Genomic DNA, 25,652 nt, shown 5'->3' with positions numbered 1-25,652 from the left:
TAAGAAATAAGAATAATTATTATCTCAGTGGCGATAACAAAATCGACTTTGCTCAATATCAACAAAAGCTCAATTTTCCGGCTAAACATAGAATCTATCGCATTATATGTATTGATGATAAAAACTATTCTCATTATCATTATTCTCAGTGAGTATTTATTATTCTTCGTTGGCTACGGTCCCAGGCGCTGCACCTCCGGCGCATACGGAAAACTCTCTTTCAGTTAGCGATATACAAGTAGGTCCTATGCAATTCACACCTGATAGTGCGTGGAAAATCACTGGTTTCTCCCGCGATATTAGCCCGGCTTATCGGCAGAAACTTCTGTCCCTCGGGATGCTGCCCGGCTCTTCTTTTAATGTGGTTCGCGTGGCGCCGCTTGGCGATCCTATTCACATTGAAACCCGACGTGTGAGCCTGGTATTACGCAAAAAGGATTTAGCGTTAATTGAGCTGGAAGCAGTTGCACAATAACGCCTGACCGGCACTAAGAGCATGAATATGAAAAAATTAACCATTGGTTTAATTGGTAATCCTAATTCCGGTAAGACGACGCTATTCAACCAGCTCACCGGCGCGCGTCAGCGTGTGGGCAACTGGGCCGGAGTCACCGTTGAGCGTAAAGAGGGTGGTTTCAACACCACCGATCATCAGGTCACGCTGGTCGACCTTCCTGGCACCTATTCCCTGACCACTATCTCTTCGCAAACCTCGCTGGATGAGCAAATTGCCTGCCACTACATCCTCAGCGGTGATGCCGACATGCTGATTAACGTGGTTGATGCATCCAATCTGGAACGTAACCTCTACCTGACCCTGCAACTGCTGGAACTAGGCATTCCCTGCGTAGTCGCGTTGAACATGCTTGATATCGCGGAAAAACAAAAAATCCGTATTGATGTCGATGCGCTGGCAGCGCGCCTCGGTTGCCCGGTTATTCCGCTGGTTTCCACCCGTGGACGCGGTATCGAAGCCTTAAAAATGGCTATCGACCGTCATCAGGAAAACCAATCTATTGAGCTGGTGCACTATCCGCAGCCGCTGCTGCGCGAAGCGGACAAGCTGGCGCAAGCGATGGCGCAGAACATCCCGCCACGTCAGCGTAGCTGGCTGGGTTTGCAGATGCTGGAAGGCGATATTTACAGCCGCGCCTATGCTGGTGACGCAGCCCACAAGCTGGACAGTGCGCTGGCGCATCTGAGCGAAGAGCTGGACGACCCGGCGCTGCATATCGCCGATGCGCGTTACCAAAGCATTGCCGCCATTTGTGATGCGGTCAGCAACACGTTGACCTCCGAGCCAAGTCGTTTCACTGCGGCGATGGATAAAATTATCCTCAACCGTTTCCTTGGGCTGCCGGTCTTTCTATTCGTCATGTACCTGATGTTCTTACTGGCGATCAACATCGGCGGTGCACTGCAGCCAATCTTTGATGGCGGTTCTGTGGCTATCTTTATCCACGGCATTCAGTGGATCGGCTATACCCTGCATTTCCCGGACTGGCTAACCATTTTCCTCGCCCAGGGGATCGGCGGCGGTATTAATACCGTGCTGCCGCTGGTGCCGCAAATCGGCATGATGTACCTGTTCCTCTCCTTCCTTGAAGACTCCGGCTACATGGCGCGGGCGGCGTTTGTGATGGACCGCCTGATGCAAGCGCTGGGGCTGCCGGGGAAATCCTTCGTGCCGTTGATTGTTGGTTTTGGCTGTAACGTGCCGTCGGTGATGGGCGCACGTACCCTTGATGCGCCGCGCGAGCGCCTGATGACCATCATGATGGCGCCGTTTATGTCCTGCGGTGCGCGGCTGGCAATCTTTGCTGTTTTTGCCGCCGCCTTTTTCGGCCAGAACGGCGCGCTGGCAGTCTTCTCGCTATACCTGTTAGGTATCGTCATGGCGATCCTCACCGGCCTGATGCTCAAGCACACAATTATGCGCGGCGAAGCTTCGCCGTTCGTGATGGAGCTGCCGGTGTACCACGTCCCGCATATTAAGAGTCTGATTATCCAGACCTGGCAGCGTCTGAAAGGTTTCGTGCTGCGTGCCGGTAAAGTGATCGTCATCGTCAGTATCTTCCTCAGCGCGCTGAACAGCTTCTCGCTGAGCGGGAAGATCGTCGATAACATCAACGATTCGGCGCTGGCATCAGTCAGCCGCGTGATTACCCCGGTGTTTAAACCGATTGGCGTGCATGAGGATAACTGGCAGGCGACCGTCGGCCTGTTTACCGGCGCGATGGCGAAAGAGGTGGTGGTTGGTACGTTGAACACGCTCTACACCGCTGAAGATATCCAGAATGAAGCGTTTAATCCGCAGGAGTTCCACCTTGGCGACGAACTGCTGGCCGCGGTGGATGAGACCTGGCAAAGCCTGAAAGATACCTTCAGCCTGAGCGTACTGGCGAACCCCATTGAAGCCAGCAAAGGCGATGGCGAAATGGAAACCGGCGCGATGGGCGTAATGGGCAGCAAATTCGGCAGCGCCGCAGCGGCGTACAGCTACCTGATTTTCGTTCTGCTCTATATTCCCTGCATTTCGGTGATGGGGGCGATTGCCCGCGAGTCGAGCCGCGGTTGGATGTCCTTCTCTATCCTGTGGGGCCTGAATATCGCCTATTCACTCTCTACGCTGTATTACCAGACCGTCAGCTTCAGCCAGCATCCGCGCTATAGCCTGGTGTGCATTCTGGCGGTGGTGTTGTTCAATATTCTGGTCTTTGGTCTGCTGCGCAGAGCGCGTAGCCGGGTGGACGTCTCGCTGCTGGCAACGCGCAAAACGCCGTCGTCCTGTTGCCAGAGTCCGGCTGGCGATTGCCACTAAGGAGCGATGATGGCGTCGTTAATTGAGGTTCGCGATATGCTGGCCCTGCAAGGACGGATGGAGGCCGCGCAGTTGAGCGCCCGCCTGCGTACGCCTCAGCCGATGATCGACGCCATGCTGGGCCGCCTGGAGGCGATGGGTAAAGCAGTAAAAGTGACCGAAGATGCTGATGGCTGTCTTTCCGGAAGCTGCAAAAGCTGCCCGGAAGGCAAGGCCTGCCTGCGGGAGTGGTGGTCGCTGCGCTAAAGAGGGTCTGTTTGTACAGATGCTTTCCCCGGAGGCGATGCTGCGCATCTGTCCGGGCTACCAAACCCGCAGAACACTCGAACCTGTAGCCCGGGCGACCAAACCCGCAGAACGCTCGAACCTGTAGCCCGGGCGACCAAACCCGCAGAACGCTCGAACCTGTAGCCCGGGCGACCAAACCCGCAGAACGCTCGAACCTGTAGCCCGGGCGACCAAACCCGCAGAACGCTCGAACCTGTAGCCCGGGCGACCAAACCCGCAGAACACTCGAACCTGTGGCCCGGGCGACCAAACCCGCAGAACTCACGAACCTGTATCCCGAGCTACCAAACCCGCAGAACGCTCGAACCTGTAGCCCGGGCGACCAAACCCGCAGAACTCACGAACCTGTAGCCCGGGCAAGGCGCGTCAAGCGCCGCCCCCGGGATGAAGCCACGCCGATACATCAGGTCCGGCACACACTAGTTAAACCCTACGCCGAATTAATATGCTCTTTGCAGTAACGACGCTTCCACGCCGCCGGGGTCAGGCTGGTGTGCTTGCGGAATATCTTGCGAAAGTAGCCCACGTCGTTAAATCCACATTTCATCGCCACTTCAGTCAGCGATAGCGAATCGCTGATGAGCAGCTTTTCCGCTGCCCTTACCCGCTGGCGATGCAACGCTTCGGTTAACGTCAGTCGGAAAGCATGGCGATAAACGCGCCCCAGATAATCGGCGTTGCAGTGCAGTTCATGCGCCAGCGTTGAGGCGGAAATGGGCAGATGAAATTGGGTATGAATAATTTGCTGCGCTTTCCACGCCAGCGCATTGCCGGGGCTATCGGCGGGCTGCTCGCTGGCCGCCGCCGAAATTTGCTGCAAAATCAACAACAGAATCAATTCCAGCGCCACGCTGCGATGAATATTTTCCTGTTCGCGTAAGAATTGCCGGAACAGCGAAATAATATACTGCGGCTCGCTGACTCGTGTGTGCTGCGGGATAGAAAGCAACGGTTCAGGTAGAGAGTCGCTTTCACCAGATGTCACTTCAAAATGCAGCCAATAAAACTTTAGGTCCGCCGGAAATTGCCCCACGCCAACATGTAAACGCTGCGGCCAGAGCAGTAAACTTTCCCCGGCATTGACGCTAAAAACTTCGCTCCCTTCGCGAATCGCTAATGTCCCTTTTTCAACAAATATTATTTCCCAGGAGTGAAGTTGGCGCGCCGGATGGCTACCAATGCCGCGGGAAATAAACAGCCCGCCGTTCTGCACCTTAATCGGAAGAGACATGGATAATTCAAGCATAGATATTCAATTTTCCGCTTTTAGAATCATAAACAACCTCTCATTGTTATTGATTATTCACGATAAAATAGCGTTATGCCGGATCAAAATCACACTTTTACTATCAAGTCGGAATCGTCACCTTTTTATACTTTTCCCTTCCCTTGTTGCTCCTAATATTTAGTGCAGAATAAATAACGTACTTTGCAAATTACACAATAAAAACCCGCAACCAGGCGGGATATTCTCCGAACATCATCTCCGGGAGTTATTTATGACTTCGGCTCCGATTACGACAAGCGATTTGGCACAGCGTGCCCAGGACGACAAATTATCCCTCCGTGAAAAAATAGGTTACGGACTGGGCGATGCAGGTGGGACGGTTATTACCTGCCTGATCATGAACTTTTTAACTTTTTTCTATACCGATGTCTTCGGCCTGACGCCCGCGCTGGTCGGAACCATGTTCCTGGCCCTGCGCGTTTTTGATGCCATTTCCGACCCGATCATGGGAGTGCTGGCAGACCGTACCCAAAGCCGCTGGGGACGCTTTCGCCCCTGGCAGCTGTGGATCGCCGTACCTATCGGCGTGATTGGCGTCCTGACCTTCACCGTCCCTGATGCCAGCATGGGAGTAAAAATCGCCTGGGCGTTCGGAACCTATCTGCTGCTGTCGGTGAGCTACACCGCGATTAACGTACCGTACTGTGCGCTGATCAACACCATGACCACGCGCCACAGCGAGGTGATCTCGTGCCAGGCCTGGCGCTTCGTTCTGTGCGGCGTGGCGGGTTTTTTGGTCTCCGTTGGGCTACCGTGGCTGGTTACCGCGCTCGGTCAGGGCAACACTGCTCAAGGCTATCAGTATGGCGTCGGCGTACTGTGTGCTATTGCGGTGGTGATGTTCCTGTGCTGCTTCTTCTGGGTTCGCGAACGCGTCTCGCTGGACATGATGGGTAAATTTACCCTGCGCGAGCATATCGCCGGGCTGCGTAAAAACGACCAGTTGCTGCTGATGCTCGTGATGTCATTCCTGCTGATCAACGTCTTTAATATCCGCGGCGGCGGCTACATGTACTTCATCACCTACGTCCTTGAGGGGTCCACCGGTTACACCTCACTATTTTTCACCATGGTGACCTTCGCATCAATTGGCGGCTCTGTCATCATCAACCTGCTGTCGCGCCGCTTTGATACCGTCAAACTCTACTACTACACCAACCTGGTGCTGGCCGCGCTGGCCGTCGCGATGTGGTTTTTACCGACCGGTCCGGCATATCAGACCCTGTGGCTGATGGTGATCCTCGGCAACGGCATTATTCTTGGCTTCACCCTACCGCTGCACTTCTCGCTGATGGCATTTTCCGACGACTACGGCGAATGGAAAACCGGCGTGCGCTCTTCCGGGATGAACTTTGCTTTTAATCTGTTCTTTATCAAGCTGGCGTGGGCCTCTAGCGCCGGCATTATCAGCCTGATTTTTATCTACGTGGCCTATCAGCCGGGGGCTGGCAATCAGACCGCTCTGTCGCTGGCCGGGATCTCCTCCATGGAAACCCTGCTGCCCGCCCTGTTCCATCTGCTGCTGGCCTTCTCGATCCGCGCCTGCAAACTCAACAATCCGATGATGGCGCGCATTGCCACTGACCTGCGCACGCGTCACGTTCAGTCTTAAGGAGTCCGTCATGTCTGTTATGGAAGTCGATCTGCACAAACTGAAAATTAACGACCCGTTCCTCGGCCAGTACCAGCAACTGGTGCGCGATGTGGTGATCCCCTACCAGTGGGATGCGCTTAACGACCGCATCGACGAGGCGGATCCGAGCCATGCGATAGAGAACTTCCGCATCGCCGCCGGACTCCAGGAGGGAGAATTCTACGGCATGGTCTTTCAGGACAGTGACGTAGCAAAATGGCTGGAAGCCGTAGCCTGGTCGCTGTGCCAGAAGCCGGACGCCGAGCTGGAAAAGACCGCAGATGAGGTCATTGAACTGGTGGCCGCCGCCCAGTGCGAAGACGGCTATCTGAATACCTACTTCACGGTTAAAGCGCCAGAGGAACGTTGGACCAACCTCGCCGAATGCCACGAACTGTACTGCGCCGGGCATATGATTGAAGCGGGCGTCGCCTTCTTCCAGGCCACTGGCAAGCGCCGCCTGCTGGAGGTGGTCTGCCGCCTGGCTGACCATATCGATAGCGTATTTGGCCCCGGAGAGAAGCAGCTGCACGGCTACCCTGGCCACCCGGAAATCGAGCTGGCGTTAATGCGCCTGTACGACGTAACGCAGGAGCCGCGCTACATGTCGCTGGTGAACTACTTCGTCGAGGAGCGCGGAACCCAGCCGCATTTTTACGATATCGAATATGAAAAACGCGGCCAAACCTCCTACTGGAACACCTACGGCCCGGCGTGGATGGTTAAAGATAAACCCTACAGTCAGGCGCATCAGCCGATTTCCGAGCAGCCGGTCGCCATCGGCCACGCAGTGCGCTTTGTCTATCTGATGACCGGCGTCGCTCATCTCGCCCGCTTAAGCCAGGACGAAGGCAAACGCCAGGACTGCCTGCGTTTATGGAACAATATGGCCCAGCGCCAGCTGTATATTACCGGCGGCATCGGTTCGCAGAGCAGCGGGGAGGCCTTCAGCAGCGACTACGACCTGCCAAACGACACGGTATACGCCGAAAGCTGCGCCTCTATCGGCCTGATGATGTTTGCCCGCCGAATGCTGGAAATGGAAGCCGATAGTCAGTACGCCGACGTGATGGAGCGCGCACTGTATAACACCGTGCTGGGCGGAATGGCGCTGGACGGCAAGCATTTCTTCTACGTCAATCCGCTGGAAGTGCATCCAAAGTCATTAAAATTCAACCATATTTATGACCATGTGAAGCCCATTCGTCAGCGCTGGTTCGGCTGCGCCTGCTGCCCACCGAACATCGCCCGCGTGCTGACCTCGCTGGGCCACTATATCTACACGCCGCATGACGACGCGCTGTACATCAACCTGTATGTCGGCAACAGCGCGGAGATCCCGGTGGGCGATGAAACTTTACGTCTGCGCATCAGCGGCAATTACCCGTGGCAGGAGCAGGTGAAAATCGCCATCGATTCATCCACCCCGATCAATCACACTCTCGCACTGCGTCTGCCGGATTGGTGCGATAAGCCGCAGGTGACGCTTAACGGCGTGGCGGTAGCGCAGGATGTACGTAAAGGCTATCTGCACATTAGCCATCACTGGCAGGAGGGCGACACGCTGGTGTTAACGTTGCCGATGCCTGTACGTCGTATTTACGGCAACCCGCTGGTGCGTCATCAGGCGGGTCAGGTCGCCGTCCAGCGCGGCCCGCTGGTTTATTGCCTGGAACAGGCAGATAACGGCGAACAGCTGCATAACCTACAGCTGCCGCGCGATGCGCAGTTCAGCGCGTTTGAAGGCAAAGGGATTTTTGCTCACAAGACACTCCTCCAGGCTCCGGGCTATAAACAAACGGCGGAAAATGCCGAAAACCAGGCGCTGTGGAATTATGACCGCGCCCCGTCCACCCGTCAGCAACAGACCCTGACCTTTATCCCGTGGTTTAGCTGGGCCAACCGCGGCGAAGGCGAAATGCGCATCTGGGTGAAAGAAGCGGACGAATAAGCACTACGCTGACCGGGCTCCCCTCTCACTGCCATCTGAGAACGGGTAGCCCGGGTAAGGCGTACCAGCACCGCCTCCACTTTTCTCCCGGCTCGCACTGCGCTTAGCCGAGTTACTGGTTCACCGCCGCCTCCGGAACAGGCTATGTTTCAAATATCCCCTCTCTCTCCAAACAGATTGGTCCTACCAATTATTTGCTAAATCCCTCAGCGGTTCACATATCCATCATTTTTAGTCACATTAATATTGCCCATAAATAACATTTGATTAACTATTCGTTGTCGTTAATCCTACAATCGCAATTTGGCTGGGCCAATTTTACAAATGATGTGACCTGCAAAGAGCATAAGACTCAGCACGACATCATGGCGGCCCGATGGAGACCTGCATGAACCTCTGGCAACAAAATTACGATCCGGCCGGTAACATCTGGCTATCGAGTCTTATCGCATCGCTACCGATTCTGTTTTTCTTTTTTGCCCTGATTAAGCTCAAGCTGAAAGGGTACGTCGCCGCGACCTGGACCGTGGTCATTGCGCTCTCCGTCGCCCTGCTGTTCTACAAGATGCCGGTTGACCACGCGCTGGCCTCCGTCATCTACGGCTTCTTCTACGGCCTGTGGCCCATCGCGTGGATTATCATCGCCGCAGTATTCGTCTATAAAATCTCGGTGAAAACCGGACAGTTCGACATTATCCGTTCATCGATTTTGTCGATTACCCCGGACCAACGTCTGCAAATGCTCATCGTCGGCTTCTCCTTCGGCGCGTTTCTTGAGGGAGCCGCTGGTTTTGGCGCGCCGGTCGCCATTACCGCTGCATTACTGGTAGGACTTGGCTTTAACCCGCTGTATGCCGCTGGCCTGTGCCTGATCGTCAACACCGCACCGGTAGCGTTTGGCGCGATGGGCATTCCGATTCTGGTCGCCGGGCAGGTTACGGGACTCGACAGCTTTGAAATTGGCCAGATGGTTGGTCGCCAGCTGCCGTTCCTGACCATCATCGTGCTGTTCTGGATCATGGCGATTATGGACGGCTGGCGCGGGATTAAAGAGACCTGGCCTGCGGTTATGGTCGCAGGTGGCTCCTTTGCTATCGCTCAGTACCTCAGCTCTAACTTCCTCGGCCCGGAACTGCCGGATATCATCTCTTCTCTGGTATCGCTGGTCTGCCTGACGTTGTTCCTCAAACGCTGGCAGCCGGTGCGCATCTTCCGCTTCGGCGATATGGGCGCATCGCAGGTCGATATGACTCTGGCGCGCACTCACTACACGCCGGGACAGGTTGTCCGCGCCTGGTCACCGTTCCTGTTCCTGACCGCCACCGTGACCCTGTGGAGCGTGCCGCCGTTCAAAGCGCTGTTCGCTCCGGGCGGCGCAATGTACGACTTTGTCATTAATATTTCCGTGCCGTTCCTCGACAAGATGGTAGCCCGTATGCCGCCAGTGGTCAGCGAAGCCACGCCGTATGCCGCGGTCTATAAGTTCGACTGGCTCTCCGCCACCGGTACCGCCATTCTGTTCGCCGCGCTGCTTTCCATCGTCTGGCTGCGTATGAAGCCGAAAGACGCGATCTCGACCTTCGGCAGCACGCTGAAGGAACTGGCGCTGCCGATTTACTCCATCGGTATGGTGCTGGCGTTCGCCTTTATTTCCAACTATTCCGGGCTATCCTCAACTCTGGCCCTCGCACTGGCGCACACCGGCCACGCGTTTACCTTCTTCTCACCGTTCCTCGGCTGGCTGGGGGTATTCCTTACCGGTTCGGATACATCGTCTAATGCACTGTTCGCCGCGCTACAGGCCACTGCAGCTCAACAGATTGGTGTCTCCGATATTCTGCTGGTTGCCGCGAACACCACCGGCGGCGTGACCGGAAAAATGATTTCGCCGCAGTCCATCGCCATCGCCTGTGCGGCAGTGGGGCTGGTGGGTAAGGAGTCCGACCTGTTCCGCTTTACCGTGAAACATAGCCTGATTTTCACCTGCATGGTCGGCGTCATCACCACGCTGCAGGCGTATGTCTTAACCTGGATGATTCCGTGATAGTGATGCCAAAACGCCTTGCCGACGACGTCGCCCGTCGCGTGCGGGCGCTGATTGAAGAACATAACCTGGAGGCGGGCATGCGATTGCCCGCCGAGCGCCAACTGGCAACCCAGCTTGGTGTATCGCGTAATTCGCTGCGTGAAGCGCTGGCGATGTTGGTGAATGAGGGGGTGCTGCTCAGCCGTCGCGGCGGCGGCACCTTCGTGCGCTGGCAGCACGAGGCGTGGTCAGAGCAAAATATTGTTCAGCCGCTGAAAACGCTGCTTTCCGACGACCCCGATTACAGTTTCGATATTCTCGAAGCCCGTCACGCCATCGAAGCCAGCACGGCCTGGCATGCGGCGATGCGCGCAACCGACAGCGAAAAAGAGAAAATCCGCCTCTGCTTTGAAGCCACCCAGAGCGAAGACCCGGACCTGGCCTCGCAGGCCGACGTGCGTTTCCATCTGGCGATTGCCGAAGCCTCGCACAATGTGGTGCTGCTGCAAACCATGCGCGGCTTTTTCGACCTTTTACAATCCTCGGTCAAGGAGAGCCGCCAACGGATGTACCTCGTCCCGCCGGTCTTCGCTCGCCTGACTGAGCAGCACCAGGCGGTGATGGAGGCGATTATCGCCGGCGATCCCGAAGGTGCCAGACAGGCGATGATGGCCCACTTGGGCTTTGTCCACGCCACGATCAAACGTTTTGATGAAGACCAGGCCCGCCAGGCGCGAATTACCCGCCTGCCCGGTGACCATAACGACAATTCCAGGGAGAACTTGTGATGATTATTTCCGCCGCCAGCGACTATCGCGCCGCCGCACAGCGTATCCTGCCACCGTTCCTGTTCCACTATATCGACGGCGGCGCTTACGCCGAGCACACCCTGCGCCGCAACGTTGAAGACCTGTCCGATGTGGCCCTGCGCCAGCGGATACTGAAGAACATGTCAGATCTGAGTCTGGAAACCACGCTGTTTAACGAAAAGCTTTCAATGCCAACGGCGCTGGCCCCTGTCGGCCTGTGCGGAATGTACGCACGCCGCGGTGAAGTGCAGGCAGCAGGTGCGGCGGATGAGAAAGGCATTCCCTTTACGCTCTCCACCGTTTCCGTTTGCCCGATTGAGGAAGTCGCCCCGACCATCAAGCGCCCAATGTGGTTCCAGCTCTACGTCCTGCGCGATCGCGGTTTTATGCGCAACGCGCTGGAGCGCGCCAAAGCGGCGGGCTGTTCAACGCTGGTCTTTACCGTCGATATGCCGACACCCGGCGCGCGCTATCGCGATGCGCACTCCGGAATGAGCGGCCCGAACGCGGCGATGCGTCGCTACTGGCAGGCGATGACCCATCCGCAGTGGGCGTGGGACGTTGGTTTAAACGGCCGCCCGCACGATTTAGGCAATATCTCTGCCTACCTCGGCAAACCAACTGGCCTTGAAGATTACATTGGTTGGCTGGCGAATAACTTCGATCCGTCGATTTCCTGGAAAGACCTTGAGTGGATCCGTGAATTCTGGGATGGCCCGATGGTGATCAAGGGGATCCTCGACCCGGAAGATGCGCGCGACGCGGTACGTTTTGGCGCTGACGGGATCGTGGTCTCCAACCACGGCGGTCGCCAGCTTGATGGCGTGCTCTCCTCCGCCCGCGCCCTGCCCGCTATTGCCGACGCGGTGAAAGGCGATATCACTATCCTTGCCGACAGCGGTATTCGCAACGGCCTTGATGTGGTGCGCATGATTGCGCTGGGTGCGGATAGCGTGCTGCTGGGACGTGCCTATCTGTATGCGCTGGCGACCCACGGTAAGCAAGGGGTGGCAAATCTGCTGAACTTGATTGAGAAAGAGATGAAGGTGGCGATGACCCTGACCGGCGCGAAAACTATCGGTGAGATCAGCCGCGACTCTCTGGTGCAAAACGCCGATGCGCTGCGGACTTTTGATGTGATCAAGGCAGGGAATGCGGCGTAATCAGCGGCTGTTCCCCCTCATCCTGGCCCTCTCCCCAAAGGGGCGAGGGAAGCAATCCTCTGCGCTGAGCAGGCAGGTTTTCTCCCTCTCCCTTTAAGAGAGAGCGGAGTGAGGGTTCGCCAAATATCTGCTATTCTGCCCCCCGCAATTAAGGGGGCAGCATGCTTAACATCGTCTTATTCGAACCAGAAATCCCGCCGAACACCGGGAATATTATCCGCCTGTGCGCTAACACCGGCTTCAATCTGCATATCATCGAACCGATGGGCTTTGCCTGGGACGATAAACGTTTGCGCCGCGCCGGGCTGGACTACCACGAGTTCGCCGCCGTCCAGCGTCATGCCGATTACGCTGCATTTGTTGAAAGCGCAAAGCCGCAGCGTCTGTTCGCCCTGACCACCAAAGGTACCCCGGCCCATAGCGCGGTGAGCTATCAGGACGGTGATTTTTTGATGTTTGGCCCGGAAACCCGCGGACTGCCTGCCAGCATTCTCGATGCCCTGCCCGCAGCGCAAAAAATCCGTATTCCGATGATGCCGGACAGCCGCAGCATGAACCTGTCAAACGCGGTGTCGGTGGTGGTGTATGAAGCCTGGCGCCAGCTGGGGTATCCGGGTGCCGTGCTGCGCAACTGAGTCCCGGAGGCGGCGCTAAGCGCCTGTCCGGGCTACCAGACAGCGCTCAATATTGTAGCCCGGACAGATACGCAGCATCGCCTCCGGGTAATCAATCAAATTCCGTCGCCATACTCAAAAGTATGGTGTATCCCATTAAAATGCTGATCCATATCCATCGCGGGCTTATCGCTTTCCGGCTTGCCCACAATGCGGGCCGGAACGCCTGCGGCGGTGGTATGCGGCGGTACCGGCTGTAGCACTACCGAACCGGCGCCGATTTTTGCCCCGCGCCCAACTTCAATATTGCCAAGGATCTTCGCCCCGGCGCCAATCATTACGCCTTCGCGAATTTTCGGGTGACGATCGCCGCTGGTTTTACCGGTACCGCCAAGGGTCACCGATTGCAGAATCGACACATCGTCTTCAATCACCGCCGTTTCACCGACGACAATGCCGGTGGCGTGGTCAAGCATGATCCCACGGCCAATCTTCGCTGCCGGGTGGATATCCACCTGGAACGAAACGGAAACTTGATTTTGCAGGAAGATTGCCAGCGCCCGACGCCCCTGGTTCCACAGCCAGTGGCCGATGCGATAAGCCTGCAGCGCGTGGAATCCTTTCAGATAGAGCAACGGAGTGGAGTATTTATCCACCGCCGGGTCGCGGGTGCGCACGGCCTGAATATCGCAGGCGGCGGAGGCAATCATTTCCGGGTCAGCGGCGTAGGCTTCTTCCACCACCTCACGAATAGCGATGGCGGGCATAATCGGGGAGGCCAGTTTGTTGGCCAGCATATAGCTCAGAGCGCTGCCGAGGTTTTCGTGCTTGAGTAGCGTGGCGTGATAAAAACTGGCGAGCATTGGCTCACAGTCAGCTAAAGCCCGAGCTTCGGCTTTAATATTATTCCAGACGATATCCAGTTCTTCACACGGCATTGCTGACTCCAGGCGATATAATAATGACCGGCCAGTTCTTTGCTGGCCGGGTCATTCAGGTGATCCAGGTTCCATCGCAGTTAGTTGCTACGCTCGTCCTTGCGTGCACGACCTAATAAGGTCAATGCTGCCTCGCGCGCAATTTTTCCGCAATACAATACCTGATAAATTTCCTCGGTTATTGGCATTTCAACGCCTAAACGCTGTGCCAGAACGCGAACTTCTTTGGTATTGCGGTAGCCTTCAACCACCTGACCAATCTTATCTTGCGCGCCTTGCACATCCATGCCCTGACCGAGCATCATGCCGAAGCGGCGGTTACGTGATTGGTTATCGGTACAGGTCAGCACCAGATCGCCAAGGCCCGCCATCCCCATAAAGGTTTCCGGATCGGCGCCAAGCGCTTCTCCGAGACGAGACATCTCAACTAATCCGCGCGTAATAAGCGCGGTACGGGCATTGGCGCCAAAGCCGATGCCGTCAGACATCCCGGCGCCGATAGCGATAACGTTTTTCACCGCCCCGCCAAGCTGAACGCCGATGAAGTCTGGGTTGATATAGACGCGGAAGCTCTTGCCGCAGTGCAGCAGGCTTTGCAGATCGTCAGCGAACTGCGGGTCCGTAGACGCCAGCGAGATAGCCGTAGGCAGGCCTGCCGCCAGCTCCTTCGCGAAAGTTGGGCCGGAAATCACCGCCAGCGGGATATCATCGCCCAGCGCTTCGCGCGCCACGTCCTGCAGCAGACGTCCGGTTTCCGCCTCGAGACCTTTTGTCGCCCAGACCAGGCGCGCATCAGGGCGCATCAGCGGTTTAATTTGCCGCAAAACTCCGCCAAAGACGTGGCTCGGCACAACGACCAGGATATCGCGGCTGGCAGCCAGCGCGATCGCCAGATCGCTTTCCAGATGCAGCGTATCAGGGAAAGGGACGTCAGGGAGGAATGCAGCGTTGCAGCGATCGTGCTGCAGCGTCGCAATGTGTTTCGGGTCATGGCCCCACAGGACAACGTGGTGGCCATTTCTTGCCAGGGTAATGGCAAGAGCGGTGCCGTAAGAGCCGGCACCGATCACAGTCATTGCAGCGTTAAGCGCGTTCATCAGGCATCCTGATGTTGTTCAGCACCTTCGCCAGACTGCTGCTGCAGATAGTTCATAAACAGCGCATCGAAGTTCACTGGCGCAAGGTTCAGTTGCGGGAAGGTACCGCGAGAAACCAGGCTGGTGATGCATTCGCGAGCATACGGGAACAGAATGTTCGGGCAGTATGCACCGAGGCAATGCGCCATCTGGGTACCGTCGATGCCTTCGATGGAGAAAATACCGCCCTGCTGTACTTCACACAGGAATGCAGTTTCTTCGCCAAGGGAAGCGGTTACGGTGACACGCAGCACCACTTCATACACGCCTTCAGCCAGCTGGCTGGAAGCAGTATCCAGATCAAGTTTAACTTCCGGCTGCCAATCTTTCTGGAAAACTTGCGGAGCGTTTGGCGCTTCGAAAGAAATATCCTTGGTGTAGATACGCTGGATCTGGAAAGTCATTTCGGTGCTGTTTTGTTCTGACATAGTAAAACCCTTTCGTGTTGTCCTTAAGTACGCCTGTCCAATGGGGATGGGCGCAAAAATTAGCGCAAGAGGGGATCGAGTCCACCACGTGAATCAAGCGCGTACAAGTCGTCACAGCCGCCAATGTGCTGCGCATCAATAAAAATCTGCGGAACCGTCGTCCGACCGCTGCGCTGAATCATCTCTTCACGCTTCGCAGCATTGCCATCGATTGGCAACTCGTTGAACGCCACGCCCTTGCTCTTCAGCAGCGCTTTCGCACGCACGCAGAACGGGCAGGTCGCTTTGGTATAGATATCAATATTGGCCATGACTTCACTCCTGTTTTTACCCCCGAGGGTTTTACGCCGCAGCATCATTCTTCCCTTGGGGGGAAACGCGCTGCGTCATAAAGACGCGGGTAAATTATTTACCGCGTACCAGCGGAAGATTCTCGCCGCTCCAGCCTGCGATGCCTTCTTTCAGTACGAAGACCTTTTCAAAACCGGCTTTGTTCAGCGCGCTGGCGGGTTCTTGTGCCTGCATACCGGAACCGTCTACCACTATAATGGGTTGTGCTTTGTGCTTTTCCAACTCACCGACGTTATTTGCTTTGATATCGGTCGGCAGCAGGTTAACAGAACCCGCAATATGGCCTTTACGGAAATCGTCACGCTGACGCAGGTCGACAACCACGGCATCTTCTTTGTTGATTAGGCGCGTCGCTTCACCGCGGGTGATGACTTTAACTTTCGACATCAGCCCTTTAAAGGTGGTGAACAGCACCGCCACCAGCAGCGCGACCCACGCGATGCTCAGGACGGGGTGACGGCCGATGAATTGCATAATTTCTTGCATGGGGGGTTACAACTCCCGACTAAGTGATAAAAAAAACCAGGGAAGGAGTATACCTGTGCATTGCAGCAAATACAGCCAGTGAGCGCGATGTAATGTATTTTCTGCGGCCCGTCACGAAAAAAAAGCACTCTCAGCGGAATGATGCCGTCTGGCCGCTCCCTTTCTTTGATCTTTTACGGTGATTTGATCGATTCAGCTGTAGTAAAATTACGCAAATTTTCTGTCTTTGAGCATGAGGTTGTCGCAATGTCGGTTTCTAAAAAACCTATGGTACTGGTGATTCTGGATGGCTACGGCTACCGCGAAGACCAGCAGGATAACGCTATTTACAGTGCTAAAACCCCCGTTATGGATGCATTGTGGGCGAAACGTCCGCATACCCTGATTGATGCTTCCGGCCTGGAAGTGGGTCTGCCGGATCGTCAAATGGGTAACTCCGAAGTGGGCCACGTCAACCTTGGCGCAGGCCGTATCGTGTACCAGGACCTGACCCGTCTGGACGTTGAAATTAAAGAACGCACCTTCTTCGCCAACCCGGTGCTGACCGCAGCGGTTGATAAAGCCGTTGCCGCAGGCAAAGCTGTGCATATCATGGGTCTGATGTCTCCGGGCGGCGTTCACAGCCATGAAGACCACATCATGGCGATGGTCGAACTGGCCGCTGAACGCGGCGCGGAAAAAATCTATCTGCACGCTTTCCTCGACGGCCGCGATACCCCGCCGCGCAGCGCTGAAAAGACGCTGGCGAAATTCGAAGACAAATTTGCCGCACTCGGCAAAGGCCGTGTCGCCTCAATCATTGGTCGTTACTACGCTATGGACCGCGACAACCGTTGGGATCGCGTTGAACATGCTTACGATCTGATGACTCTGGCGAAGGGCGAGTTCCAGGCTGAGACCGCCGTGGCAGGCCTGCAGGCTGCTTACGCGCGTGATGAAAATGACGAATTCGTTAAAGCGACCGTTATCCGCGCTGAAGGCCAGGCCGATGCGGCAATGGAAGACGGCGATGCGCTGATTTTCATGAACTTCCGTGCCGACCGCGCCCGTGAAATCACCCGCGCCTTCGTCAACGCCGATTTCGACGGCTTTGCGCGTAAGAAAGTCGTTAACCTCGATTTCGTGATGCTGACCGAATACGCCGCCGATATCAAAGTTGCCTGTGCTTACCCACCGGCCTCTCTGGCGAACACCTTCGGCGAGTGGATGGCGAAAAACGACAAAACCCAGCTGCGTATCTCCGAAACTGAGAAATATGCGCACGTGACCTTCTTCTTTAACGGCGGCGTTGAAGAGCCGTTCAAAGGCGAAGACCGCATTCTGATCAACTCGCCGAAAGTCGCGACCTACGATCTGCAGCCGGAAATGAGCTCCGCTGAGCTGACCGAAAAACTGGTTGCCGCTATCACTGGCGGTCAGTACGACACCATCATCTGTAACTACCCGAATGGCGATATGGTTGGCCACACCGGAGTGATGGAAGCGGCAGTCAAAGCGGTTGAAACTCTGGATCACTGCATCGATCAGGTGACCAAGGCCGTTGAATCCGTCGGCGGTCAGCTGCTGATCACCGCAGACCACGGCAACGCCGAGCAGATGCGTGACCCGGCCACTGGCCAGGCTCACACCGCTCACACCAACCTGCCTGTTCCGCTGATTTACGTTGGCGATAAAAACGTGAAAGTCGCTAACGGCGGTAAACTTTCCGACATCGCGCCAACCATGCTGACGCTGATGGGAATGGAAATCCCGCAAGAGATGACTGGCAAGCCGCTGTTCATCGTGGAATAATCCTTCCCCATGAGGGGAAAGGCGACTTATTCAAATACATGGATCGCAACGGCAGTTCGGTCCGTCCTGTACGCCAGCGCGCTTAGCGCTGGCGTATTGCTGTGCGCCGCATCTGCCCACGCCGATGACCGCGACCAGCTGAAATCTATTCAGGCCGATATCGCCGCCAAACAGCGGGCGATTAAACAACAGCAGCAGCAGCGCTCTTCCCTGCTCGACCAGCTTAGAGCACAGGAAGAAGCCATCTCCGCCGCCGCGCGTCAACTGCGTGAAACCCAGAACACCCTGAACCAGCTGAATAAGCAGATCGACGAAATGAACGCCGCGCTCGCTAAGCTGGAACGTCAGCGTGCGTCGCAGGAACGCAATCTCTCTGCACAGCTTGATGCTGCATTTCGTCAAGGGCCGCATACCGGCATCCAGATGATCCTTAGCGGTGAGGAGGGGCAGCGTAATCAGCGTCTCCAGGCCTATTTTGGTTATCTGAACCAGGCACGTCAGGAAACCATCGCCCAGCTCAAGCAGACCCGCGAAGACGTGGCGGTGCAAAAAACCATGCTGGAAGAGAAACAGAGCCAGCAGCAAACTCTGGTTTACGAACAACGCGCCCAGCAAAACAAGCTGGAACTGGCGCGTAACGAGCGTAAAAAGACCCTCGCCAGCCTTGAATCCTCTATTCAGAAAGGCCAGCAGCAACTAAGCGAATTACGGGCTAACGAATCGCGCCTACGTGGTCGTATCGCCCAGGCGGAAGCGGCAGCTAAAGCGCGCGCGGAGCGTGAAGCCCGCGAGGCGCAAAGCGTTCGCGATCGCCAGCAGGAAGCCTCGCGCAAAGGTACCACCTACAAACCCACCGAGAGCGAACGCTCGCTGATCTCCCGAACCGGCGGTCTTGGCGTACCTCGCGGCCAGGCATTCTGGCCAGTACGCGGATCAATTCTCCATCGCTATGGCGAACAGCTGCAAGGTGAACTACGTTGGAAAGGGATGGTTATCGCTGCGTCTGAAGGCACCGAGGTCAAAGCTGTTGCCGATGGTCGGGTTATTCTCGCCGATTGGCTGCAGGGTTATGGCCTGGTGGTAGTCGTTGAACACGGCAAAGGCGACATGAGTCTTTACGGCTATAACCAAAGCGCGCTGGTCAGCGTCGGCACTCAGGTCCGGGCGGGCCAGCCGATTGCTCTCGTAGGCAGCAGCGGCGGTCAGGGCCGTCCGTCGCTCTATTTCGAAATTCGCCGCCAGGGTCAGGCGGTCAATCCACAGCCGTGGTTGGGAAGATAAGTTTTGCTTCAATTTCGCGCAATTGCACTCGCGGTAACCACTACGCTGGTTATGGCGTCGCCGGTTTTTGCCGGCAAACTCTCCATTGTTATTGACGACTTTGGCTATCGTCCACAAACCGAAAACCAGGTGCTGGCGCTGCCAGCGACGATCTCCGTGGCCGTACTCCCTAATGCACCTCATGCTCGAGAAATGGCGACAAAAGCACATAACCTCGGCCATGAGGTGCTGATTCACCTGCCGATGGCGCCGCTGAGCAAGCAGCCGCTGGAAAAAGATACGCTCCGCCCGGATATGAACAGCAGCGAGATCGAGCGCATAATCCGCGAAGCTTATGGCAAAGTCCCGTACGCCGTGGGGCTGAACAACCATATGGGCAGCGCCATGACGTCAAATCTGTTTGGTATGCAGAAGGTGATGCAGGCTCTGGAGCGCTACAACCTCTATTTCCTTGATAGCGTCACTATCGGTAATACCCAGGCCATGCGCGCGGCGCAGGGCACCGGCGTGAAGGTGATCAAGCGCAAGGTGTTCCTCGACGACACGCAGAACGAAGCGGATATCCGCTATCAGTTCAACCGCGCAATCGCTCTGGCACGGCGCAACGGTTCGGCTATCGCCATCGGCCACCCGCACCCAACTACGGTGCGTGTGCTGCAGCAGATGGTGTATAACCTGCCGCCGGATATAACCCTGGTACGCCCGAGCAGCCTGCTCAACGAGCCGCAGGTCGATACCTCAACGCCGAATATCGCGCCGCCGCCTGCACAGCCGCCGCGCAACCCGTTCCGCGGCGTGAAGTTGTGCAAACCGAAGCGTCCGCCGGAGCCTGTGAACGCCAGTCGCTTCTTTACTGTTCTGAGCGAAAGCATCAGCCAAAGCGCGCTGGTGCAGTACTATCAGTTGAAGTGGCAAGGTTGGGATAACCCCACTAACTAAATTTGCCGGGAATCCGGGCGCTTTTCCGCCACGGGTTCCTGCTTATCCTGATGGGCGTACCAGGCCTTGAAGTATTTGAGAAAGCTGTAAAAGGTCGCGTAAAGTCCGGTAACTATGCCAACTTTCCCCTTGCGCCACGCCCCGCTGAACAGATACCACTTAAAGAAAGCGCCAATTGCGCTGATAACCCCGCGTCCAATCGACGGCCTGACCTTCTGGTATTTAACCAGCCGCGTAGTATAGCTATTGAGCTTATTGAACACTTCATGCAGGGAGAAGAAGGTATCGTGGCGCACGAAGCCTGGCAGCTTGCTGGAGTGCTTATAGCCGACAACCTGATCGTCCACCGGTCTATCGTTAAAGCGCGCAACGGTACGATTAAATAAACGCACGGGAAAATCCGGCGATGAGACCGGGTAAATGGTTCGAACCTCTTCACCCAAAACGAACCAGTAGCGCGGCAGACGCCATGCGCAGTCAGGTGCAGGTTCATCGCCAGCTTTCAGCGCCAGAATAGCCGCCACGACATCATCATCGAGAATTTCATCGCTATCCATACACAACACCCAGTCATGGCTGGCCAGGGATGTCGCGTAGTTCATTTGTGCGCCGTGAGCGGTATAAGGATGGTGGTGAACAGTAAGACCGAATTGTTGGCAAATCTGCAGCGTGGCGTCCGTGCTGCCTGAGTCGATGACGATAAATTCATCGGCCACCTTAAGCAAAGGTGGTAAAACCTCCCTTAATAAGCGGGATGAATTACAGGTCAATAAGCATACAGAAAGTTTAAGCATAGTGTTTGTGTGGTTAAACGACGATTAAACTGACTGTATAAACGAATAGGCAAGAAAGCGATTTAGAAAAAGTGCGGAGTGGGTTAAGAATCAGAAAAGTGCAGGGTAACTCTCAAAAAAGCGCCCGCAGGCGCTTTTTTTATATACAACTCGAGTGGAATTAATCCCAGCTAAGAATCACTTTACCGGACTGGCCGGAGCGCATGGCGTCGAAGCCCTGCTGGAAATCATCAATGCCAAAGCGATGTGTGATGATCGGCGAGAGATCCAATCCAGACTGAATAAGTGCGGCCATTTTGTACCAGGTTTCAAACATTTCCCGGCCGTAAATCCCTTTGATAAACAGCCCCTTGAAAATCACCTTGGTCCAGTCGATAGACATATCTGACGGCGGGATGCCAAGCATGGCGATACGCCCGCCGTGGTTCATGGTATCCAGCATGGTGCGGAACGCCGGCGGAGCGCCCGACATCTCCAGACCCACGTCAAAACCTTCGGTCATCCCCAGTTCGGCCATCACATCGTTAAGGTTCTCTTTTGCCACGTTTACCGCGCGGGTTACACCCATTTTGCGCGCCAGCTCCAGACGGTATTCGTTCACATCGGTGATCACCACGTTACGTGCACCGACGTGTTTCGCCACTGCCGCCGCCATCACGCCAATCGGGCCTGCGCCGGAGACCAGCACGTCTTCACCGACGAGGTCGAAAGAGAGCGCGGTATGAACGGCGTTACCAAACGGGTCGAAAATCGACGCCAGATCGTCAGAGATATTGTCCGGGATCTTGAACGCGTTAAACGCCGGAATCACCAGATATTCAGCAAAGCAGCCCGGACGGTTTACGCCGACGCCCGTCGTGTTGCGGCACAAATGCGTGCGCCCGGCGCGGCAGTTACGGCAGTGACCGCAGGTAATATGCCCTTCGCCGGAAACGCGATCGCCAAGCTTAAAGCCGCGCACTTCCTGACCGATACCCACCACTTCGCCCACGTATTCATGACCCACAACCATCGGGACCGGAATGGTTTTTTGCGACCACTCATCCCAGTTGTAGATATGCACGTCGGTACCGCAAATTGCGGTCTTGCGGATTTTAATCAGCAAATCGTTGTGGCCGACTTCCGGTTCCGGTACGTCGGTCATCCAGATGCCTTCTTCCGCCTTCAGTTTGGATAACGCTTTCATCTCACACCCTTAGGCAATGACGCCCAGTTGTTTACCGATGCGGGTAAAGGCTTCCACCGCACGTTCAATTTGTTCAGGGGTATGCGCCGCAGACATCTGGGTGCGAATACGCGCCTGGCCTTTTGGTACCACCGGATAGAAGAATCCAGTGACGTAAATACCTTCTTTTTGCAACTCGCGCGCGAACGCCTGCGCCACGGAGGCTTCACCAAGCATCACCGGGATAATGGCGTGATCGGCACCCGCCAGGGTAAAGCCCGCAGCGGACATTTTTTCACGGAACAGACGCGCGTTAGACCACAGACGATCGCGCAGCTCGCTGCCCGCTTCCACCATTTCCAGCACTTTAATCGAGGCGGCGACAATTGCCGGAGCCAGCGAGTTGGAGAAAAGATACGGACGTGAACGCTGGCGCAACCACTCAACAACCTCTTTACGCGCTGCGGTATAGCCGCCGGACGCGCCGCCCAGCGCTTTGCCTAAGGTACCGGTAATAATATCGACCCGGCCCATCACATCGCAGTACTCATGAGAGCCGCGACCGTTTTCACCGACAAAGCCAACGGCGTGAGAGTCATCGACCATGACCAGCGCATCGTATTTATCCGCCAGATCGCAAACGCCTTTCAGGTTGGCAATGACGCCATCCATTGAGAATACGCCGTCGGTGGCGATCAGCACATGACGGGCCCCCGCTTCGCGAGCCTCTTTCAGGCGGGCTTCCAGCTCCTGCATGTCGTTGTTGGCATAGCGAAAGCGCTTCGCTTTGCACAGGCGTACGCCGTCGATAATTGACGCATGGTTCAGGGCATCGGAGATGATCGCGTCTTCTGCGCCAAGCAGGGTTTCAAACAGGCCGCCGTTGGCGTCAAAGCAAGAGGAGTACAGAATCGCGTCTTCCATACCGAGAAAATCCGCCAGCTTCTTCTCAAGCACTTTGTGGCTGTCCTGGGTACCGCAGATAAAGCGCACAGAGGCCATGCCAAAGCCGTGGCTGTCCATTCCGCTTTTCGCGGCGGCAATCAGTTCCGGGTGGTTCGCAAGGCCCAGATAGTTATTGGCGCAGAAGTTAATCACCTGGCTCCCGCCGACGGTGATATCCGCCTGCTGCGCCGAAGTGATAATCCGTTCTTCTTTAAACAACCCTTCCGCGCGCGCGGTATCCAGGTCATTGGTTAACTGTTTGTAGAAATCACCACGCATTGCAACTCTCCAGATTCGGCAAAATTTGGCACATAATTACCCTAAATAATTCGAGTTGCAGGACAAGGCACTCGTGCCTTGAACAGCGCTTGCGCTGGCCCCGAAGGGGCGAGGCCGAAGGCCGAGTAACGCGGTGACGCAGCGAATCCCCAGGAGCTTACTCTGGTAAGTGACTGGGGTGAGCGAGGAAAACCAACGTACCTGTAACTTGAAGTATGACGGGTATATTACCTAAAGATATACGCTGATACGAGATGATGCATTACTACATGAATTATTTGCAGCATAAATCACGAGACCCTCTACACCTTTTCGGCGAATGGCTGAAGCCTTTCCGATGTGGTGATATGATATGAGTATTCATGTCCGGATTGTCTCTGGGCACCCTACTTCAAAGGTTACAGTTATGATCATCGTTACCGGCGGCGCAGGCTTTATCGGCAGCAACATCGTTAAAGCACTGAATGACCAAGGCATTACCGATATTCTGGTTGTCGATAATCTGAAAGACGGCACCAAGTTCGCGAACCTGGTTGACCTGAATATCGCTGACTACATGGATAAAGAAGACTTCCTGATCCAGATTATGGCGGGTGAAGAGTTCGACGATATCGACGCAATTTTCCACGAAGGTGCCTGCTCTTCCACCACCGAGTGGGACGGCAAGTACATGATGGATAACAACTATCAGTACTCTAAAGAGCTGCTGCACTACTGCCTGGAGCGTGAAATCCCGTTCCTGTACGCCTCTTCCGCGGCGACCTACGGTGGCCGCACCAGCGACTTTATCGAGTCCCGTGAATACGAGCAGCCGCTCAACGTTTACGGCTACTCCAAGTTTCTGTTTGATGAGTACGTTCGCCAGATCCTGCCGGAAGCAAACTCGCAGATCGTTGGCTTCCGTTATTTCAACGTCTACGGGCCGCGCGAAGGCCACAAAGGCAGCATGGCCAGCGTCGCGTTCCATCTCAATACTCAGTTGAACAATGGCGAAAGTCCGAAACTGTTCGAAGGCAGCGACGGCTTTAAGCGCGACTTCGTCTACGTCGGCGATGTTGCTGCGGTAAATCTGTGGTTCTGGGAAAACGGCGTCTCCGGCATCTTTAACCTCGGCACCGGCCGCGCGGAATCCTTCCAGGCGGTAGCGGACGCCACCCTGGCTTATCATCAGAAAGGCAGCATCGAATACATTCCGTTCCCGGATAAACTGAAAGGTCGCTACCAGGCGTTTACCCAGGCGGATCTGACTAACCTGCGCGCAGCGGGCTACGATAAACCGTTTAAGACCGTGGCCGAAGGTGTAACGGAATATATGGCCTGGCTCAACCGCGACAGTCATGCGAATTCATAAAATCATTCGGGCAGTATCAAGGCGGCAACTGAGTGAATCTTCAGGAACATAGGATAACTATGTGACTGAAGTGAACGAAGGCAGCCAACGCAGAGACAGCTTGAAGGATGAAATGAATGAAGATATTGGTGGTAGGCCCGTCATGGGTGGGCGACATGATGATGTCGCAAAGTCTCTATCGTACGCTCAGGGCGCGCTATCCCCAGGCAATCATCGACGTGATGGCACCCGCGTGGTGCCGTCCGCTGCTGTCGCGTATGCCAGAAGTCAATGAAGCGATCCCGATGCCACTTGGTCACGGAGCGCTGGAAATCGGCGAGCGCCGCAAGCTTGGGCACAGCCTGCGCGAGCGTCGTTACGATCGCGCTTACGTGCTACCGAATTCGTTTAAGTCGGCTCTGGTGCCATTCTTCGCGGGTATCCCGCTTCGTACCGGCTGGCTTGGCGAGATGCGCTACGGCCTGCTGAACGATGCCCGCAAACTGGATAAAGAAGCCTGGCCGCTAATGGTCGAACGTTATGTCGGTCTGGCTTACGACAAAGGCCTGATGCGCTGCGCGAAAGACTTGCCGCAGCCGCTGCTGTGGCCGCAGTTACAGGTGACTGAAGGTGAGAAATCGCAGACTTGTAACGCGTTCAACCTCTCATCTGACCGCCCGATTATCGGTTTCTGCCCCGGCGCGGAATTTGGCCCGGCCAAACGCTGGCCACACTACCACTACGCTGAGCTGGCGAAACAGCTGATCGACGACGGTTATCAAATCGTCCTGTTCGGTTCTGCTAAAGATAACGAAGCGGGCAAAGAGATCATCGCCACGCTGAGCACGGAGCAGCAGGCATGGTGTCGCAACCTGGCCGGGGAGACCCAGCTTGAGCAGGCCGTCATTCTGATCGCCGCCTGTAAAGCGGTGGTCAGCAACGACTCCGGCCTGATGCACGTCGCCGCCGCGCTGGACCGTCCGCTGGTCGCGCTTTACGGCCCGAGCAGCCCGGATTTCACCCCGCCGTTGTCGCATAAAGCGCGCGTTATCCGCCTGATTAGCGGCTACCACAAAGTGCGTAAAGGCGATGCCGCCGAAGGTTATCACCAAAGCTTGATCGACATTACCCCACAGCGCGTACTGGAAGAACTAAACGCGCTGTTGACGGAAAAACTGGAAACAGAGGAAGCGTAG

At 55.9% G+C, this 25,652-nt stretch carries 23 protein-coding genes; 14 read left to right on the top strand and 9 right to left on the bottom strand.

Annotation, left to right across the window (positions count from 1 at the left end; genetic code table 11):
- Positions 1-247 precede the first annotated feature (247 nt).
- From feoA to feoC, 3 genes are read left to right on the top strand one after another with little or no spacing between them, the layout of a single operon-like run.
- Positions 248-475 (top strand): ferrous iron transporter A, encoded by a 228-nt coding sequence (feoA, locus tag DA718_RS00980; protein WP_004126281.1) that lies wholly within the window; start codon positions 248-250, stop codon positions 473-475.
- Positions 476-502: 27 nt separating this feature from the next.
- Complete coding sequence (feoB, locus tag DA718_RS00975) at positions 503-2,821, top strand: Fe(2+) transporter permease subunit FeoB (RefSeq protein ID WP_112216011.1); 2,319 nt, start codon at positions 503-505, stop codon at positions 2,819-2,821.
- A gap of 9 nt (positions 2,822-2,830) precedes the next feature.
- Positions 2,831-3,067, top strand: coding sequence for a [Fe-S]-dependent transcriptional repressor FeoC (gene feoC, locus DA718_RS00970; protein ID WP_110276282.1), 237 nt, complete (start codon positions 2,831-2,833; stop codon positions 3,065-3,067).
- A 472-nt stretch (positions 3,068-3,539) separates the two neighbouring features.
- On the opposite strand, the gene DA718_RS00965 is transcribed toward feoC, so the two are convergent.
- Positions 3,540-4,355 (bottom strand): helix-turn-helix domain-containing protein, encoded by an 816-nt coding sequence (locus tag DA718_RS00965; RefSeq protein WP_112215945.1) that lies wholly within the window; start codon positions 4,353-4,355, stop codon positions 3,540-3,542.
- Positions 4,356-4,608: 253 nt separating this feature from the next.
- Here DA718_RS00965 and DA718_RS00960 point away from each other — a divergent pair, with 253 nt between their 5' ends.
- The 6 genes from DA718_RS00960 to trmL all read left to right on the top strand — a co-directional run bounded on the left by DA718_RS00960 (position 4,609) and on the right by trmL (position 12,614).
- Positions 4,609-6,009 carry an MFS transporter gene (locus DA718_RS00960; RefSeq protein ID WP_112215944.1) on the top strand — a complete coding sequence of 467 codons (1,401 nt, stop codon included), beginning with the start codon at positions 4,609-4,611 and terminating at the stop codon, positions 6,007-6,009.
- Between the two features lie 10 nt (positions 6,010-6,019).
- Positions 6,020-7,981 carry a glycoside hydrolase family 127 protein gene (locus DA718_RS00955; protein WP_112215943.1) on the top strand — a complete coding sequence of 654 codons (1,962 nt, stop codon included), beginning with the start codon at positions 6,020-6,022 and terminating at the stop codon, positions 7,979-7,981.
- Positions 7,982-8,369: 388 nt separating this feature from the next.
- Positions 8,370-10,025 (top strand): L-lactate permease, encoded by a 1,656-nt coding sequence (lldP, locus tag DA718_RS00950; protein ID WP_112215942.1) that lies wholly within the window; start codon positions 8,370-8,372, stop codon positions 10,023-10,025.
- Positions 10,022-10,795, top strand: coding sequence for a transcriptional regulator LldR (lldR, locus tag DA718_RS00945; RefSeq protein ID WP_112215941.1), 774 nt, complete (start codon positions 10,022-10,024; stop codon positions 10,793-10,795). Before lldP ends, lldR begins: the two co-directional genes overlap by 4 nt.
- Positions 10,795-11,979 carry an FMN-dependent L-lactate dehydrogenase LldD gene (gene lldD / locus DA718_RS00940; protein WP_112215940.1) on the top strand — a complete coding sequence of 395 codons (1,185 nt, stop codon included), beginning with the start codon at positions 10,795-10,797 and terminating at the stop codon, positions 11,977-11,979. Before lldR ends, lldD begins: the two co-directional genes overlap by 1 nt.
- A 161-nt stretch (positions 11,980-12,140) precedes the next feature.
- On the top strand, positions 12,141-12,614 hold the full coding sequence (gene trmL, locus DA718_RS00935) for a tRNA (uridine(34)/cytosine(34)/5-carboxymethylaminomethyluridine(34)-2'-O)-methyltransferase TrmL (RefSeq protein WP_112215939.1): 474 nt from the start codon (positions 12,141-12,143) through the stop codon (positions 12,612-12,614).
- Positions 12,615-12,709: 95 nt separating this feature from the next.
- On the opposite strand, the gene cysE is transcribed toward trmL, so the two are convergent.
- From cysE to DA718_RS00910, 5 genes are all read right to left on the bottom strand, one after another.
- Positions 12,710-13,531: a serine O-acetyltransferase gene (gene cysE / locus DA718_RS00930; protein ID WP_004106845.1), complete on the bottom strand. Its 822-nt coding sequence runs from the start codon at positions 13,529-13,531 to the stop codon at positions 12,710-12,712.
- A gap of 80 nt (positions 13,532-13,611) precedes the next feature.
- Positions 13,612-14,628 (bottom strand): NAD(P)H-dependent glycerol-3-phosphate dehydrogenase, encoded by a 1,017-nt coding sequence (gene gpsA, locus DA718_RS00925; protein WP_112215938.1) that lies wholly within the window; start codon positions 14,626-14,628, stop codon positions 13,612-13,614.
- Complete coding sequence (gene secB, locus DA718_RS00920) at positions 14,628-15,095, bottom strand: protein-export chaperone SecB (protein ID WP_110276985.1); 468 nt, start codon at positions 15,093-15,095, stop codon at positions 14,628-14,630. The genes gpsA and secB overlap by 1 nt, the downstream gene beginning before the upstream one ends.
- A gap of 59 nt (positions 15,096-15,154) precedes the next feature.
- A complete protein-coding gene (gene grxC, locus DA718_RS00915; RefSeq protein ID WP_112215937.1) occupies positions 15,155-15,406 on the bottom strand; it encodes a glutaredoxin 3 in 252 nt (83 codons plus the stop codon).
- Between the two features lie 94 nt (positions 15,407-15,500).
- Positions 15,501-15,932 (bottom strand): rhodanese-like domain-containing protein, encoded by a 432-nt coding sequence (locus DA718_RS00910; protein ID WP_112215936.1) that lies wholly within the window; start codon positions 15,930-15,932, stop codon positions 15,501-15,503.
- Positions 15,933-16,178: 246 nt separating this feature from the next.
- Here DA718_RS00910 and gpmM point away from each other — a divergent pair, with 246 nt between their 5' ends.
- From gpmM to DA718_RS00895, 3 genes are read left to right on the top strand one after another with little or no spacing between them, the layout of a single operon-like run.
- Complete coding sequence (gpmM, locus tag DA718_RS00905) at positions 16,179-17,723, top strand: 2,3-bisphosphoglycerate-independent phosphoglycerate mutase (RefSeq protein WP_112216010.1); 1,545 nt, start codon at positions 16,179-16,181, stop codon at positions 17,721-17,723.
- A gap of 9 nt (positions 17,724-17,732) precedes the next feature.
- Positions 17,733-19,004 carry a murein hydrolase activator EnvC gene (gene envC / locus DA718_RS00900; RefSeq protein ID WP_112215935.1) on the top strand — a complete coding sequence of 424 codons (1,272 nt, stop codon included), beginning with the start codon at positions 17,733-17,735 and terminating at the stop codon, positions 19,002-19,004.
- A gap of 3 nt (positions 19,005-19,007) precedes the next feature.
- Complete coding sequence (locus DA718_RS00895) at positions 19,008-19,943, top strand: divergent polysaccharide deacetylase family protein (RefSeq protein ID WP_167492715.1); 936 nt, start codon at positions 19,008-19,010, stop codon at positions 19,941-19,943.
- Here the strand turns inward: DA718_RS00895 and DA718_RS00890 are convergent.
- From DA718_RS00890 to kbl, 3 genes are all read right to left on the bottom strand, one after another.
- On the bottom strand, positions 19,940-20,737 hold the full coding sequence (locus tag DA718_RS00890; RefSeq protein ID WP_112215934.1) for a glycosyltransferase family 2 protein: 798 nt from the start codon (positions 20,735-20,737) through the stop codon (positions 19,940-19,942). The two genes, DA718_RS00895 and DA718_RS00890, sit on opposite strands and share 4 nt — an antisense overlap.
- A 160-nt stretch (positions 20,738-20,897) precedes the next feature.
- Complete coding sequence (tdh, locus tag DA718_RS00885; RefSeq protein ID WP_004855475.1) at positions 20,898-21,923, bottom strand: L-threonine 3-dehydrogenase; 1,026 nt, start codon at positions 21,921-21,923, stop codon at positions 20,898-20,900.
- Positions 21,924-21,932: 9 nt separating this feature from the next.
- On the bottom strand, positions 21,933-23,126 hold the full coding sequence (gene kbl, locus DA718_RS00880; RefSeq protein ID WP_112215933.1) for a glycine C-acetyltransferase: 1,194 nt from the start codon (positions 23,124-23,126) through the stop codon (positions 21,933-21,935).
- A gap of 406 nt (positions 23,127-23,532) precedes the next feature.
- Here kbl and rfaD point away from each other — a divergent pair, with 406 nt between their 5' ends.
- Both rfaD and rfaF read left to right on the top strand, forming a co-directional pair.
- Positions 23,533-24,477, top strand: coding sequence for an ADP-glyceromanno-heptose 6-epimerase (gene rfaD, locus DA718_RS00875; protein WP_110276979.1), 945 nt, complete (start codon positions 23,533-23,535; stop codon positions 24,475-24,477).
- A gap of 116 nt (positions 24,478-24,593) precedes the next feature.
- Positions 24,594-25,652: an ADP-heptose--LPS heptosyltransferase RfaF gene (rfaF, locus tag DA718_RS00870; RefSeq protein WP_112216013.1), complete on the top strand. Its 1,059-nt coding sequence runs from the start codon at positions 24,594-24,596 to the stop codon at positions 25,650-25,652.

This window comes from Klebsiella huaxiensis (assembly GCF_003261575.2).
GTDB lineage: Bacteria > Pseudomonadota > Gammaproteobacteria > Enterobacterales > Enterobacteriaceae > Klebsiella > Klebsiella huaxiensis.
The sequence above is the reverse complement of the archived record's forward strand: the minus strand, read 5'-3'. Positions and strand labels throughout refer to the sequence as shown.